Source organism: Leeia sp. (assembly GCF_041909055.1).
Classification (GTDB): Bacteria; Pseudomonadota; Gammaproteobacteria; order Burkholderiales; family Leeiaceae; genus Leeia; species Leeia aquatica.
This window is the reverse complement of sequence record NZ_JAYREC010000007.1, coordinates 22,774-37,782: the sequence shown is the minus strand read 5'-3', so window position 1 is coordinate 37,782 and position 15,009 is coordinate 22,774. Positions and strand designations below refer to the sequence as shown.

Below are 15,009 nucleotides of genomic sequence, written 5' to 3'. Positions count from 1 at the left end.
TGTTCAATAGTAACAATGCATTACACTTAATTAACGTTAACGTTAACCCTTAATATTTACGTTAACGTAAACGTAAATATGGCTTTCACTTTTTGCTTGACGCTGCTTCCGAATACTGGAGAATGGCGAAACTCATCACCGATTGAGTAGCCGGCCTCAGCACCCACCACCGCTAACGCCGGACGCAAAGCGCAAACACAAAGGAGATGCAGACACCCGCGACCATCCTGTACGCCGGTGCTGCACGAAAAAAGAGTAGAGACCCTGAGCCCCGCTGGTAACAGCGGGGCTCAGTTTTTCAGGCCTGCCCACGCAGCGCCCACAAGGCGGGGGAGGCAAAATCCCGCCTATACAGAATCCACACTACCAGCGTGCATAGCCCCACCACCAGCCAGGGCTGGATGAACCAGCTCGCCGCCGCCAGCCCAAAGTAGTAGGCCCGGATCCCCCGGTTGAACTCATCGCCGGCGTAGCTGTTAATGCGGGCCATCTGCTCCGCCTCGGATTCCAGTGTGGCCGTATCCTGCACGGGTTGTGGAGCCGCCCCCATCAAGATGCACAGGAAATTGAACTGTCGCATCGACCAGGTGAACTTGAAGTAAGCAAACACGAACACCACCAGCATCAGCAGCAGACGTATCTGCCACCAGCCGCGGCTGCTGGCATGCGCAAACGGCAGGTTGGCGGCAAACACCATCACCTTGTCCACCGTTCCCATCAGGGCCAGCAGACCCGCAATAATGTAGATGGTGGTGGAGGCATAAAACGACACGCTGCCCATCAGATTACCCACCAGCGCCGCGTCCACCACCCGGTTTTCCCGCTGCAGCAACGCCCTTGCCCAAGCCACCCGGTGCTGATGGGTTGCTCCGATCAGCCCGCGCGCCGCGCGTGGCCCTCGCTCAGCCAACCAGCCATACCCCGCCCAGCACCCCAAAAACCAAAGCAATGCCAGCGCATCGTCCCATTGCAACCCGCCTATCCATCCTTGCAGCATGTTCACCCTCCTCTGCCTTCACCTTGCATGGCAGCAACGGAAAAGGCAAGCCTTCTGCCTGCTCTGCGTCTACAATAAAGCCGTCAGCCGCTCATCGCCGGAGTCACCGTCATGTCGGTCACCGTTATCCTGATCCCCGGATACCTGAATTCTGGCCCGGATCACTGGCAAACTTTGTGGCAGCTGGTTTTTCCGCAGCATGTGCGGGTACGCCAGCTGGACTGGAATCACCCGCGTCGCCAGGCCTGGATTGAGGGTCTGCACGCTGCATTGCGTTGCTGCCAGGGGCCGGTGGTATTTGCCGCACACAGCCTGGGCTGCACGACGGTGGCAGCCTGGTGTCGACAAGCCGAGCCGGATACACTCCGTCGCGTTCGTGGCGCGCTGCTGGTTGCGCCCCCCGAGCTTGAGCGGCCAGACAGTCTGCCCGCCCTGCATGACTTTCAGGGCATTCCCGCCCACCCCCTGCCCTTTCCCAGCCGAGTGATCGCCAGCAGCAATGACCCCTACAGCAGTCTGGCGGCTTCGGAACAGCTGGCACAAGCTTGGGGCAGCCAGTTCACCTTGCTGGGCGCGTGCGGTCATATCAATGGCGAAAGCAATCTGGGCACGTGGCCCGACGGGCAGGACTGGCTACGCCAACTGATGGTTAGCCCTGCTTGATGGCCAGCATGATCGCAACACCCTTGGCCGAGCGCAGCCTCTATTCCGGAAGCCACGCCGCGCGCCAGCTGGTATGCCTGCAGTTGCTGCGCCAATTGTTTGACCAGGGGCTACTGACCATTTTCATTGCCCCGTTTGCCTACCTGCTGATCCTGCATATCCTGTCACCCGTCACCTCCAGGCCTCGGCTTTGGGCTTGGACAGGCTTGCTGGCGCTGGAGTGGGTCTATCACCTGGGCATCACCCTCTGGTTTCGTCGGCGCGAGCGTCGGGTGGAGGAGGTGCCGCGCTGGCTGACAGCCAAGTGCATCAGCACCATCCTGTCCAGTGTGGCCCTGTCCGCCGTCGGCTGGCTGGTATTCCCCCCTTGGGATCAGTTCACCTACATCCTGATGCTGTTCATCTTCCTGAGTACCGCGACGGCCGTCACTGCCGTCGCATTCAGCGCCTTCAAGCGCATGCTGTTGCTGTACAACGTCATCAGCTGGCTTCCTTTCCTGTTGCAGCTGTTGTTCAGTACGCAGTCACAAGCTTTCCTGCTGGGAATAGGCGGCCTGCTCTACCTGACAGTGACGCTGATCTATGGCTGGGGCGTGCACCGCATTTACCACAACGGGGTGATGCTGCAGGTGACCAACGCCCAGCTGGTGGCCGATTTGTCCGCCTCCAAGACCGAGCTGGAGCGTGCCTTGCAGCGCAGTGAAGGGTTGGCACGTCGTGATGAGCTGACAGGGCTGTATAACCGCCGGGAAATGTGGGTGCGCCTGGATACCCAGCTCAAGCTGCAGCAGCGGCTGGGGCAGCCCTTCTGCTTTGCTTTGCTGGATCTGGATTTTTTCAAATCCATCAACGATCAGCACGGCCATCTGGTAGGCGATGAGGTGTTGCGTACGCTGGCTCAGCTGACGCAAGGCTGTCTGCGCGACATCGACTTCATCGCCCGCTATGGGGGTGAAGAATTTGCCGTCATCCTGCCGCAAACACGGCTGCAGGAGGCCGAGCAATCCATGGAGCGTTTACGCCAGCATGTGGCCGCGCACAGCTTGCAGGTAGATGGCCAAAGTTTGCGGATCACGGTGTCGATCGGGCTCACCCAGTATCGGACTGGGGAGCCCTTGAACATCACCCTGGCACGCGCAGACAGCGCCTTGTATCAGGCCAAGGCAGCGGGTCGCAATCAGGTTATTTGCGATTTTGACGTGCTGCAGCCCCGCTGAATACGCTTACTGTTTGCGCAGCAACAGTCCATTCAGGTAGTCGCCCTCCGGGAAGGATAGCGCGCTTGGGTGATCCAGATCGGCATGCAAACGCCCGATGGCTTGCGCCGAGACCCCGGCATCCAGCGCCGCACCCGCCACCACCTTCTGGAACAGCTCCACCCCCATACCACCTGAGCAGGTAAACGTCGCCAGATGACCGCCCGGCTTCAGCAGCTTCAAAGCCCACAGGTTAATGTCCTTATAGGCGCGGGTCGCTTTGGCCACGTGCGCGGCGGTCGGGGCAAATTTGGGTGGGTCCAGCACGATCAGGTCAAACTGGCGGTTCTGGTCCCGCAGGCGGCGCAAATACTGGAACACATCGGCTTCGACCCACTCTGCACGGGCAGCCTCCATGCCGTTGAGCAACTGATGCTGCCGCGCCAGTGCCAATGCCTCCGCCGAAGAATCGACCGACAGCACCGAGCTCGCCCCGGCCTGCAAAGCCGCCAGAGAAAACCCGCCAGAGAAGCAGAAGCAGTTGAGCACATCCGCGCCCTGCGCCAAGGCCGCTACCCGCTGCCGGTTCAATCGCTGGTCCAGATAAAAGCCGGTTTTTTGGCCGCTGACGATGTCCACCTGATAACGCAGCCCGTGCTCTTCGATCATCACCGGCGCATCCGGCGCATTGCCACGCAGCGGACCGCTGACCTGCTGCAGCCCCTCCAGTGCGCGCACCTCGACGTCAGAACGCTCGTAGACTTGCTGAATGCCGGTCAACGCCACCAGCTCATCGACCAGCACATCACGCCAGGCTGCCGCACCGGCAGACAGTAGCTGTACCACCAGCCAATCGCCAAAACGATCAACAATCACCCCCGGCAAGCCATCCGACTCGGCATGCACCAGCCGCATGGCATTGGTCACTGCGTGCAACGGCTGGCGGGCCGCAATCGCTGCGCTGAGGCGCCGCTGAAAGAAAGCACGGTCCACCGTGTCGCGCTCTTGCGCCGTCCATACCCGCGCCCGAATCTGTGAGGCCGGGCTGAACGCGGCCCAGCCGAGGAAGGTGTGATCGTGCGCCCGCACGGCGACGGTCTGCCCCGCCTCCAGCCCCTCCGGTTGCTGTGCCACCGCGCCGGAAAATACCCAGGGGTGCCGCTGGCGCAAGGATTTCTCGCGACCGGGTTTCAGGATCAGGTTGGGTGTGGCTGGGCGGGTTGACATGGTCTTCTCCAGGCAGATGAAAATGAAACCGCCCCCAGTACGGGGGCGGAGCATGCAATGCTAACGGCGAGCTACAGGACCATCAGTCACCGTAGCGACGACGGCCTTCCGGGCGACCTTCAGTACGGCCACCACGGCGGTTGCCGTCTTCAGACCAGCGACGCTCGGTCGGACGGCCACCATCGCTGTGCGGGCGGCGCGGTGCCGATTCAGCCTGACCGTCACCGTAGCGACGGGCCTGACCTTCGCCGCGGTTGTCCTGGCTGAAGCGACGCGGTGCACCTTCGGTACGGCCTTCTTGCGGAACACGACGGTTTTCGCGCGGTGCGCCATCACGGAACGACACGCCCTGACCTTCGCCACGCGGCTGGCCGTCACGCTGACCCCAGCTACGTTGCTCGCCGTCGCGACGCGGGCCCGAGAAGCCACGACCCTGACCACGGCCTGCACCGTTGCGCGGTGCACCCGGCTTGCCACCGGCGGGGCGCGGCTTCACGCGCGGCTCCAGCCCCGGCACCACGGCGGCGAAAATACGGTTGCCGATGAAACGCTCGATCCGCGACAGCAGACCGCGCTCACGCGGCGACACCAGCGAAATGGCCACACCGCTACGACCAGCACGGCCGGTACGGCCAATGCGGTGGACGTAGTCTTCGGCGTTCTTCGGCAGATCGTAGTTGATCACATGGCTGATACCATCAATGTCGATCCCGCGCGCCGCCACATCGGTAGCCACCAGCAGGCGGACGTGCCCGTTGCGCAGCTGGGTCAAGGTCCGGTTGCGCTCGCGTTGCTGCATGTCACCATGCAGGGCAGCGGCAGCCCAGCCTTCATTGGCCAGGTGGTCAGCCAGATCATCGGCATCCAGCTTGGTCGCGGTAAAGATGATGGCTTGCTGCAAGGTCTGGTCGGTCAGCAGATGACTGAGCAGCTTGCCCTTGTGTGCCAGATCATCGGCGTAGTGCATGCGTTGTTCGATCTTGCCTTGCTGGGCCTGAGTCGCCGCAATCTGGATGCGTTGCGGCTCACGCAGCAGACGGTGGGCCAGGTTGCCTACAGCACCATCCAGCGTGGCGGAGAACAGCGCGGTCTGGCGGCTCGGTGCAGTCATGGCGCAGATGGCTTCCACGTCGTCGACAAAGCCCATGTCCAGCATGCGGTCGGCTTCATCCAGCACCAGCATTTCCAGCTGGGACAGATCGATACGGCCACGCGACAGATGGTCCAGCAAACGGCCCGGGGTGGCGATCAGCACTTCGAACGGGCGCGACAGCAGGCGGTTTTGCACCGGATAAGGCATGCCGCCCACGATGGTCACGGTCGCAAAGCGGGACAGGAACTTGCCGTACTGGCTGGCGGCAGTAGACACCTGGGTCGCCAGTTCACGGGTCGGGACCAGCACCAGTGCGCGCGGGCCAAAATAGCCTGCCGGGCGCGGGGTGCTGGCAATGCGTTGCAGCGCAGGCAGCAGGAAGGCAGCGGTCTTGCCGGTACCAGTAGAGGCCGAAGCCATCACGTCAGCCCCTTCCAGCAGTGCCGGAATGGCAGCCGCCTGGATCGGGGTGGGTTTTTCATAGCCGGATTCTTCCAGGGCACGCAGTACGCGCGGGTCCAGATGAAAATCGGCAAACATGGGGGTGGCGGTTTCGACCGTCATGCGGCTTCCTATCAAAGCAAAATGGTTACTACGCGAGCAGGCAGAATGCGTCCCTGCTGCCCGCGTTACCATAGGCAACGGGCTGGCTGCAGACACAAGAATTCGGACAGATTGCTAGCGCACGACATCGACGCTAACCGGAGAACCACATCTCAATGTGGCAAGACACGCAGCCAGAAAGGCCACGGAATACAGTCAGGGTTCGATGTTGAAGCCCCGGAAACAGACCGGGCTGCTGCCCCTCAGGACAGACAGCCCGAGACTGTAATGATTTTTTTAATAAAAATCAAGCACTTTTTGCTATGCAGCATTCGCTGCCCTGCACGGCTGCGTTTTCAACGCTTCAGGTTGTCGCGAATCTCACGCAGCAGCAGCACTTCTTCACTGGGTTCTGCCGGTGCCGCAGGTGCGGCCACTTCTTCTTTCTTGAAGCGGTTCAACTGCTTGATCACCAGAAACACCGAGAACGCCACAATCAGGAAGTTGACGATGGTATTGATGAAAGCGCCATAGCGCAGTACCACCGCGCCAGCATCGGTCGCCTCCTTGAGGGTGGCATACGGTGCGGCGGCCTTGGTGCCTTCTTTCAGCACCCAGTACAGGTTGGCAAAGTCCATATTACCCAACAGCATGCCAATCGGCGGCATGATCACGTCGTCCACCAGCGATTTGACGATGGCACCAAAGGCAGCACCAATGATGACGCCCACCGCCAGATCGACCACATTGCCCTTCATGGCAAACTCTTTGAACTCTTTCAACATCGGGTACCTCCTTCAATATGGGACACACAGCGTGTTGCATTATTCAAAGTTGCTGACCGACTGTACAGTCGGCAAAGGTTAAGGATGGTTACCGCTTCCGGGACGACAGACGCCGCAGGTAGACCGTGATCTCTTCGCGGTCGTGATACAGCTGCCTTGCTTCGAGTTGATGCGGCACCCCGCTCAGGCGCTCCCGTATTTCGTCAAAGCAACGCTCTACTTCCGCCAGACGCTTTTTCATCGGCAGCTTGAGGTTGAAGATTGCTTCGCGCGCCAATCCGTCGGCCAGCCAGTCCGCCATCAGGCGCGCCACCCGCACCGGCTGCTCTACCATGTCGCACACCAGCCAGTCGACCGGCTGGTCAGGCCGGAAGCGGAAGCCATCCTGCCGGAAGTGTCGCACTTGCGGGTGACCTTGTACATTGCCTTTGAGTGGGCCATTGTCCACCGCCAGCACCTTGAGCCCCCGCGTAATCAATTGCCAGGTCCAGCCCCCGGGGGCCGCGCCCAGATCCACCGCACGCATGCTGCTTTTGAAACGCTGCTGTTCCTCTTCAGCACTCATGAACACCTGGATGGCTTCGGCCAGTTTAAGGGTCGATCGGCTCGGTGCCTCAAATGGCATGCGCAGACGTGGAATGCCTTGCGGCCATTCGCTGCGATTGCCGGGCATGGCCAGCGCCAGATGCACCTGGGCATGGCTACGCCAGAACAGGACCAGCCGCACGCCATCCTCCGGCCCCACCAGCACCCCGACCTGCCGCAACGCCGGTGCCAGCTTGTCACCAAAACGGCGGCAGAAGCCGGACAACTCTTTGGCTTCGTTGGTGTCTGCCGTCTCCAGCCAGACCGAACCCACTTTGAGCGGCAAGCCCTGCAGCGCCGTCAGCAAGGGGGTCAAACGGTCGCGCTCCGGCAGACCGGTCAATTCGCCCACCTCCAGCAGCAGCTGCCGCGCAAAGATCAGGTCGGCCCATTGTACCTGTTGCAAACGGCGGTCCGGACGCACACTGCACAGCCGCACAAAACCACTGCCCGCCTCCGCCTCTACGCTCACCTGGCAGCCGATTTTCAGCCCTGCCTGCAGCAATTCCTCGCCACACTCCGCCTCAAACCCGGCGCGGCAATAGGCCAGCAGGCCGGTAATGGGCAACTCTGACGACAAGGAGACGGTACGGCGCATGCGAGGCTCTGGCTTGGACACTATGGCAGCGGATTGTCCTCTTCCGTTTGGGGGACGACAAGCGGATTCTGGAGGCCCCCGTTTGCGGCTGCGCAAGCCGCGTGCAGATAACCCCTTGAGCGAGAGGGGAATTTGACGCGGATCAAGTGCAAACCGTTCAGACCGGCGTTAGATGGAGGCATGCCCCGAACTCGGGTACCGCTTTAACTCGGGTACCGCTTTCATTTCACATGGAGTAATCATCATGCCGCAATGGATCACCGTCCTGTTCACCACAGACATCGGCTTACTCAGCATGGCCGTCATTGCCTTCATTCTGGTGATGGCGACTTATCTGTTCTTCTTCGTGCGACGCCATGTCCGTGAGGACAGCTTGGCACACGACCGCCAGAGCCAGAAGCTGCCGCAGTAAACGGCAGCGCAGGCTTCGGGTACACTAGGGCGCATGAAGCGCAAACCCACCCCGACGCCCGCCCCCGATTGCCCTTGTGGCAGCACGCTGCCTTTGGCGCAGTGCTGCCAGCCCATCCTCAGCGGCCAGCAAACAGCCCCAACCGCAGAGGCGCTGATGCGCTCCCGCTATACGGCCTATGTGCTGAAAGACGTTCACTGGCTGCTGGCCAGCTGGCACAGCCGTACCCGTCCTGCCGAGCTCGATCTGGCGACGGATGACAGCCGCTGGCTGGGGCTGACCGTGCACGAGCATCAACAGCAGGATGCGGACCATGCTACGGTGCGCTTTACCGCCCGCTACAAGGTCGGCGGCCGCGCTTGGCGATTGCATGAGCGCAGCCGCTTCGAGCGCGAAGCCGGACTATGGGTCTATGTGGATGGGGAGCAAGACCCGGCAGCGTGATGCTGCCGAAGGGCCTGCCGATGGGCATGGCTTGCCTCAGGCCTGCCCGGCCAGATAACGCCGCTCCCACGGCGTGATCTCGTTATAGAAACTGGCCAGCTCCATCTCCTTGCTGGCGATGAAGGCGCGGGTGAATTCGGCGCCAAACAGGCGTTCGGCTGTCCCCTGCTCTTCCATGCGCTGCAAGGCGGCGTCCAGTGTGCGCGGCAGGGTGACCGCTTCACCATAGACATTGCCGGTGGCGGGCTCATCCGGCTGCAAGCCTTCAGCCATGCCCTGCCAGCCGCTGACCAGACTGGCGGCCAGTGCCAGATAGGGATTGGCATCGCAACCCGGCAGGCGGTTTTCCACCCGGCGCGCCGCCGGCCCGGACAGGGGAATGCGCAGACCCACCGAGCGGTTGTCATAGCCCCACGCCAGATTGATCGGCGCGGCGGAGCCTTTGACAAAGCGCCGGTAAGAATTGACGTGCGGGGCAAACAGCGGCAACAAATCCGGCAGATAGCGTTGCTGACCGGCAATGAAGCCATAGAACGCCGCCGAGGGTTCGCCATCTTCGCCACTGAACACATTGCGCCCCTGCTCATCCACCACACTCTGATGAATGTGCATCGAGCTGCCCGCCACACCGGCAATCGGCTTGGCCATGCACACCACCAGCAGGCCGTGGCGAGCGCCAATTTCACGCAGCGCATACTTGAACAGGAAGGTTTGGTCGGCCAGCTCCAGCGCAGGGCCGTGCTTGAGATTGATCTCGAACTGGCCCGGCCCCATCTCATGGACAAAGGTATCGCCATCAATGCCCAGCACCGGCAGGGCAGCGTAGAGGTCGTCAAAGAAGCCATCAAAGGCATTCAGGGCCGAGAAACTGAAGGAAGCCTGCCCCACCTCACGCCGTCCCAGCGGGTCCAGCGGCGGTTGCAGCGGCTGGTTCGGGTCCGGGTTCGGGGCCAGCACGTAGAATTCCAGCTCAGGGGCCACAATCGGCGTCCAGCCGCGCCCGGCATAACGTGCCAGCACGCTCTTGAGCACCGAGCGGGACGCCAGCGGGGTCAGCTCGGTATCACTGTCCATGCAGTCGTGGATGGCCAGTGCACGCGGTACCCTCGCCCACGGCACCGGGCGCAGGGTTGCATAATCCGGCTGCAGTCGCGCATCCGGGTCATGTTCGCCATAAAACTGGTAGTCCGGGTAATCTCCGGTGATGGACTGGATCGGCACCGCACGGGCGATCCGCAGCTCCTGGCCCGCGGCAAAGGCCGCAGCGGGCAGGGTCTTGCCGCGTGGCACACCGTTGATATCCGGAAAAATACACTCCACTTCGCGGATGTGGTGGCTGTCGAGCAATTCTTCTACGTGATGGGGGATCGGGGTCATGTCTGCCTCAGCTGCAGCCCACTGCTGCATTGTTAATTCCGCATAGTGAAACACAAATCCATCATGCGGTTTTCAGACATGCTACCAGATGGGGGGCACGCTGCCAACGCGTGCTCCTCCCCCGGCATCAACAATGACTTTTAAAGCGGTAGCTGACAGCGCGCCGACAAATGACGCATAACGGCATGCAGGGAATTACAGACCGTGATGCCATGCGCCAGCAGCGCGCTGGAAGGCGCCTTGAGGTCCGGCACCATCAGTGGGGTCATGCCTGCGGCCAGGGCGGCTTGCACCCCAGGCTCGGAATCTTCCAGCACAACGCAGTGCGCCGGTTTCACCCCCAGCCGCTCGGCGGCGGCCAGAAAGATGTCGGGTTCCGGCTTGCCACGGCTGACCCGATCGCCACCGATCACATGTTCAAAGTAGCGCTGCACGCCGGCATGCGCCAGCTTGCGCAGCGCCATGTCATGCCGGGTGGAAGTGGCCACGGCGCGCGGCATGTTCAGTCGCTGCAGCCAGTCCAGCAGCTCGAACAAGCCGGGCTTGGTCTGCAGTCCACCATCAAACAGCGCCGCCTCATAACGCGCCTTGAAGCGCTCACGCACCGCCAGCGGGTCGAAGCCCGCACCGAAATGCGCGGCCAGTATCTGGTCGGTATCGCGCGAATTGCGCCCCACCAGTTGCATGGCCAGCGTACGATCCATCACATAACCGTGATCCGCACAGGCATCCATGCCAGCCTGCTGAGCAATACGCTCGGTATCGAGCATCAGCCCATCCATGTCAAACAGCACGGCATGCAGCTTCAAAACAGACATCATCCCTCCTTAGGGCTGGGCCTGGATACGGCCCATCAACAGCGCTTTACTGGCTTGCGGAATATACTCGGACACCGGCAAGGTGCTCCAGGCATATCCCAGCGGTACCCCGTTCAGATCGGCATACAGGCGGATGGTACCGCGCCCGACACCGTTGGCATTGCCACCCGGCAGCGCGCGGCTATCGCGCGGGCCGTGTGCCGACTTGCTCGAGTCAATCACCTTGACCTGCCACTGGTAGGTGCCCGGCACCTTGGGCGGGCTGGAGCCGCCGGACTCAACCGGTGCCTCATCCACGATCATGATGTGACCGGTATCGTCATCCTCAGGCGGATTACGAATCACGATCAGATCCCCCGGCTGCAGGTTCTGCACCCGGGTGACGGCCTGAAAACCCTGGTTCTCGGCCACCGCCTGAAAGTAATGAATGGCTTGTGGCTCACGGCCGGCCCGGCTACGCAGGCTGGCCAGCAGCTTGGGCTGCGTCCGCGAGAGTAAGCCATTCACCAGACCGCTGCAGTCGGTATACGCCGTCGCTTTGCCACTATCCGGCCAGGTGATCTGGCTCTGGTGTTGGTAGTGGCTGGCCCCGGCGCTCAGGTTGCCCAGCAGGCTGCGCACCAGCGTCAGGTGTGCAGGGGCTTCTGCCGACCAGGCCGGTAGCGCCAGCAACAGTGCCAGCCCACACAGGGGACGTCCAAGCGTACGAAAGATCACCATGGGCTACATACCTCCTTGTCGCTATGGGCGCACCAACACGCGATGCACCCGGTCCTGCGGATAACGGCGCAGGGTGGATTGCAGAATACGATACAGCTCAGCATCAAACACGGGCAACGGAGCCTGCAACAGGTCCATGGCCGCCGCCTCGGTAGGGGCTGAGCCCAGATAACGCCATTGGTACAATGCATGCCAATCGGCATGCAGGCCGCTGCTGTCCGGCTCTTGCAACAGAACGGGCCCTGGATACGGCCACTCTGCCAGGCGCAGCTTGCCGAGTGCGGTCATCAGTCGGGCACTGTGAAAGGACAATGGTTCCCGCCCGACGCAGGCCCCCGCACATTTGCGCCCCTGGAAGGCAAAGCAGGGACTATTGACTTGGCGTCCCGGCTGCTCCAGCCCAAGATGGATGAGACAGAGCTGGTAGCGTTCCGCCAGCTTGCGCAGGGCCTGCTGCGCCTCACGCGGGCTGCGGTAGAGGCCGTGGCAGGCCTGTCCATCCGGCAGTGGATCGCGCAGAGAGACCAGAACAGGCCGAAACACCTCATCCCCCACTCGCTGCAGTACCCAGCTCAACACTTCCGCTCCGGCGCGCCCCTGCGGATTGGCGGCAGGCTGGTGTTGCTGCAACCATTGCGCCTCCAGCAGGCTGGCACCCAGCTCGCCACAGGTACTGACATGCTCAATGCGGCGAACCTGCGCGCCCAGCCCCGGTGGCAAGCCCTTGCTCGGTTTGTCACTGAAATGGGCCAGTATCCGTTTGCGCAGGTGGCTGGCCTTGCCCACATACAGCGGCCCCTGCTCACCCCACAGCTGATAGGCCCCGGGGCCATCCGGCAGCTGGTCCAGCGCCTCCGCATCCAGCCCCGGCGGCAATACCGGCCCTTGCAGCATCTCGGCCACCGCTTGCCATACCACCTCCGCCCCCAGCTCCGCTTCAGCGGCCTGCAGAAAGTGCCACAGCAGGCGAGCATCGCTCAGCGCACGATGGCGGGTCGCGTCTGACGGCAACTGGTGCCGTTCCACCAGCGCATCCAGGTTGTGTTTGTAATGTTGGGGGTAGAGCTTGCGCGACAGTTTGACGGTACAGAGCACAGGCGCCCGGAACGTCAGCCCGACATCGGCAAACGCCTGTTTGAGGAAGCCATAGTCAAAGCGGGCATTGTGGGCGACAAACAGCTTGCCCTGCAGCCGCGACCAGACTTCCCCTGCCAGCGCGTCGAAATGCGGTGCGTCTGCCACCATGGCATCATCAATGCCGGTGAGCCGGGTAATGAAAGGCGGGATGGCTTGCTGCGGGTTGACCAGGCTACTCCACGCCTGCACCTCTCCATCCAGCACCTCTACCAGTCCTATTTCGGTGATACGATCCCGCTCCACCGAAGCACCGGTGGTTTCCAGGTCCACGCACACCAGCGCCGGGCGCTGCACCATGCCATGCTGCCGTTCAATGAAAGCTCGCATTGTACGCCCTTTGCCGACATACGGCAGGCAGGGTGCGCCTGACCCCGCTACACTGAGCATGTACCACCCTGCACCATGCCGCTGGAACCGACATGATCCGCTTATTCGCTGTCTCCATTTTGCTGGGGCTCACGGCACTCCCCGTCCAGGCCTTCCGCCTGTGCGTTCCCGAGCAGGACTTCTACCCTTTGATGGTCCTGCAAGGGCGGGATGGCACCGCGGTGCGCCTGACCAATATGGTTTTTGATCAGCTGGATATGTCGCTGGAGGTGGTGCACCGCCCCATTACCCGATGCCTGCAAGAGCTGCAGCACAATCTGGTGGATGGTTTCCTCGCTTCGCCCTTTACCCCGGAGCGCAGCCAGATGGGGGTGTTCCCGTTGAAAGATCAGGATGGGTTACCCGATGAGCGATTGGCAACGTTGGAGTGGACTTATGCCCTGTACCGCCGCAAAGGGGATACGGTAGGCTGGGAAAATCGCCGTTTCACCGGACTGAACGGACCATTGGGCATCTCATCGGGTGCTGCCATTACCCTGACCATGCGGCAGCAAGGCGTGGAGGTGGATGATGGCGCCAGTACGGTCATCCTGAATCTGGAGAAGCTGGCCGCCGGCCGGGTGCAGGCCAGCCTGCTGCCCCGCTCGGTGGCGGACTATCTGCTGCTGCACACCCCAAAGTTGCAGGCCACCATCGAGCAAGCCCACCCCGAAGTGGCCACCGGCAAGCTCTATCTGCTCCTGGCCAAAGACTGGTTCCAGCGCAACCCGATACTGGCTCAGCAGCTCTGGGCTGCTTTCCCCAAAGTGCGGCGCTCCAAAGCCTACCAGCGCAGTGAAGCGGACTTCCTGCGGCGTTACCCCTGAGACGGTACCCCTGTTTCCCGCGTGGCCAGCCGGGTATAGCCATACCAGGCGGCGATGGAGAGCACATTCAGCACCAGCATGCCCGCTGACAATCCCGCCAGGGAGGGTGACAGCCAGGGGGACAGCACACCGCTGACCACGGCCGAAAACGCCACCTGCAAAGAGGCTTGCAAAGAGGCCACCATGCCCCGTCGCGACGGGTTGCACTCCAGTGCCAGCAGCGTGAGCGTGGCACTGCCCAGCGACATGCCGATGTTGAACACCATCAGCGGCCCGATATTCAGCCAAACCGAAGGCTGCCCCCAGCAGCTGTGCAGCAGGTTGAACAGGGCCGCCCCGCCCAGCATGGCAAACGCCAGTCGCATGACCTGCATCGGTGTCAGCTTGCCCGCCAGCCTGCCTGATAGCCAGCCGCCAAGGAAAATCCCCACCACGGCCGGTACAAACATATAGCCAAACTGGGTTTCCTTCAGCCCAAGATGATGGACCAGAAACACCGGAGCGGAGGAAATGTAGAGGAACAAGCCACCAAAATTGAGGGCCACGCAGGCCACCAGCAACAGGAAACGGCCGTGGGTCAGCAAGTCGCGATACCCCTCCAGCAGCGCATGCGGAGCCAGTGATTGGCGCTGATGCAGGGGCAAGGTTTCCGGCAGGGCCCGCCAGCACACCACTAACAAGATGGTCGCCACCAGGCCGACAAACAGGAAGATGGAATGCCAGCCAAACGCCACATGCAGGGCGCCCCCGATGATCGGGGCAATGCCTGGCGCAATGGAAAACAGCATGGTGACGCGGGACATCAGCACTTGCGCCACATGGCCGTCAAAGCGGTCGCGAATCATCGCTCTGCCCACCGCAATACCGGCTCCGGCAGACATGCCCTGTAACGCCCGGAACACCAGCAGGTATTCGATACGGTAAGAGGCTGCGCAACCGAGGGTGGCAATCGCAAACACAAACAGCGACACCAGAATCACTGGCCTGCGCCCGACGGCATCGGAAATCGAACCATGCCACAGCATCATGGCGCTATAAGCCAGCATGTAGACCGACAGCGTCTGCTGCACCTGCAAGGGCGTAGCGTGTAGCGTACGGCCGATTTCGGCGAATGCCGGCAGATAGGTATCAATCGAGAAAGGGCCCAGCATGGCCAACGCAGCCAGCATGGCGGCGAGGGTCCAGTCAGGGTGGTGGCGGGTGGCGCGGGTCATGAACGGT

The 15,009-nt window shown here is 62.0% G+C and carries 15 protein-coding genes; 5 read left to right on the top strand and 10 right to left on the bottom strand.

Annotation, left to right across the window (positions count from 1 at the left end; genetic code table 11):
• Positions 1-298: 298 nt before the first annotated feature.
• The gene (locus ACE3O2_RS16200; RefSeq protein WP_374339281.1) at positions 299-997 is read right to left on the bottom strand and encodes a DUF599 domain-containing protein; all 699 of its coding nucleotides are present in this window, start codon (positions 995-997) and stop codon (positions 299-301) included.
• A gap of 111 nt (positions 998-1,108) precedes the next feature.
• On the opposite strand from ACE3O2_RS16200, the gene ACE3O2_RS16195 reads away from it, so the two are divergent.
• Positions 1,109-1,660, top strand: a complete 552-nt coding sequence (locus ACE3O2_RS16195) for an RBBP9/YdeN family alpha/beta hydrolase (protein ID WP_374339279.1) — start codon at positions 1,109-1,111, stop codon at positions 1,658-1,660.
• An 8-nt stretch (positions 1,661-1,668) separates the two neighbouring features.
• The gene (locus ACE3O2_RS16190) at positions 1,669-2,877 is read left to right on the top strand and encodes a GGDEF domain-containing protein (protein WP_374339277.1); all 1,209 of its coding nucleotides are present in this window, start codon (positions 1,669-1,671) and stop codon (positions 2,875-2,877) included.
• 6 nt (positions 2,878-2,883) lie between these two features.
• Here the strand turns inward: ACE3O2_RS16190 and ACE3O2_RS16185 are convergent, their stop codons facing one another.
• The 4 genes from ACE3O2_RS16185 to rlmM all read right to left on the bottom strand — a co-directional run bounded on the left by ACE3O2_RS16185 (position 2,884) and on the right by rlmM (position 7,687).
• Positions 2,884-4,083 carry a class I SAM-dependent rRNA methyltransferase gene (locus ACE3O2_RS16185; protein ID WP_374339275.1) on the bottom strand — a complete coding sequence of 400 codons (1,200 nt, stop codon included), beginning with the start codon at positions 4,081-4,083 and terminating at the stop codon, positions 2,884-2,886.
• An 82-nt stretch (positions 4,084-4,165) separates the two neighbouring features.
• Entirely contained in the window at positions 4,166-5,740 is a 1,575-nt protein-coding gene (locus tag ACE3O2_RS16180; RefSeq protein WP_374339273.1) for a DEAD/DEAH box helicase, read from the bottom strand.
• Positions 5,741-6,075: 335 nt separating this feature from the next.
• Complete coding sequence (mscL, locus tag ACE3O2_RS16175; RefSeq protein ID WP_374339271.1) at positions 6,076-6,504, bottom strand: large conductance mechanosensitive channel protein MscL; 429 nt, start codon at positions 6,502-6,504, stop codon at positions 6,076-6,078.
• 88 nt (positions 6,505-6,592) lie between these two features.
• Positions 6,593-7,687 (bottom strand): 23S rRNA (cytidine(2498)-2'-O)-methyltransferase RlmM, encoded by a 1,095-nt coding sequence (gene rlmM / locus ACE3O2_RS16170; RefSeq protein WP_374339269.1) that lies wholly within the window; start codon positions 7,685-7,687, stop codon positions 6,593-6,595.
• Positions 7,688-7,931: 244 nt separating this feature from the next.
• Here rlmM and ACE3O2_RS16165 point away from each other — a divergent pair, with 244 nt between their 5' ends.
• Complete coding sequence (locus tag ACE3O2_RS16165) at positions 7,932-8,099, top strand: DUF3149 domain-containing protein (RefSeq protein ID WP_168878601.1); 168 nt, start codon at positions 7,932-7,934, stop codon at positions 8,097-8,099.
• Positions 8,100-8,132: 33 nt separating this feature from the next.
• Positions 8,133-8,543 carry a YchJ family protein gene (locus ACE3O2_RS16160; protein WP_374339267.1) on the top strand — a complete coding sequence of 137 codons (411 nt, stop codon included), beginning with the start codon at positions 8,133-8,135 and terminating at the stop codon, positions 8,541-8,543.
• Between the two features lie 36 nt (positions 8,544-8,579).
• Here ACE3O2_RS16160 and ACE3O2_RS16155 read toward each other — a convergent pair whose 3' ends face one another.
• From ACE3O2_RS16155 to ACE3O2_RS16140, 4 genes are all read right to left on the bottom strand, one after another.
• On the bottom strand, positions 8,580-9,920 hold the full coding sequence (locus tag ACE3O2_RS16155) for a glutamine synthetase family protein (protein WP_168878603.1): 1,341 nt from the start codon (positions 9,918-9,920) through the stop codon (positions 8,580-8,582).
• Positions 9,921-10,060: 140 nt separating this feature from the next.
• Positions 10,061-10,738, bottom strand: coding sequence for an HAD family hydrolase (locus ACE3O2_RS16150; protein ID WP_374339265.1), 678 nt, complete (start codon positions 10,736-10,738; stop codon positions 10,061-10,063).
• 9 nt (positions 10,739-10,747) lie between these two features.
• Positions 10,748-11,458: a hypothetical protein gene (locus ACE3O2_RS16145; protein ID WP_374339263.1), complete on the bottom strand. Its 711-nt coding sequence runs from the start codon at positions 11,456-11,458 to the stop codon at positions 10,748-10,750.
• A gap of 21 nt (positions 11,459-11,479) precedes the next feature.
• Positions 11,480-12,922 carry an exonuclease domain-containing protein gene (locus tag ACE3O2_RS16140; RefSeq protein ID WP_374339261.1) on the bottom strand — a complete coding sequence of 481 codons (1,443 nt, stop codon included), beginning with the start codon at positions 12,920-12,922 and terminating at the stop codon, positions 11,480-11,482.
• 92 nt (positions 12,923-13,014) lie between these two features.
• Here ACE3O2_RS16140 and ACE3O2_RS16135 point away from each other — a divergent pair, with 92 nt between their 5' ends.
• A complete protein-coding gene (locus ACE3O2_RS16135; RefSeq protein WP_374339259.1) occupies positions 13,015-13,788 on the top strand; it encodes a hypothetical protein in 774 nt (257 codons plus the stop codon).
• On the opposite strand, the gene ACE3O2_RS16130 is transcribed toward ACE3O2_RS16135, so the two are convergent.
• The gene (locus ACE3O2_RS16130) at positions 13,779-15,002 is read right to left on the bottom strand and encodes a multidrug effflux MFS transporter (protein ID WP_374339257.1); all 1,224 of its coding nucleotides are present in this window, start codon (positions 15,000-15,002) and stop codon (positions 13,779-13,781) included. The genes ACE3O2_RS16135 and ACE3O2_RS16130 overlap by 10 nt on opposite strands.
• Positions 15,003-15,009 lie beyond the last annotated feature (7 nt).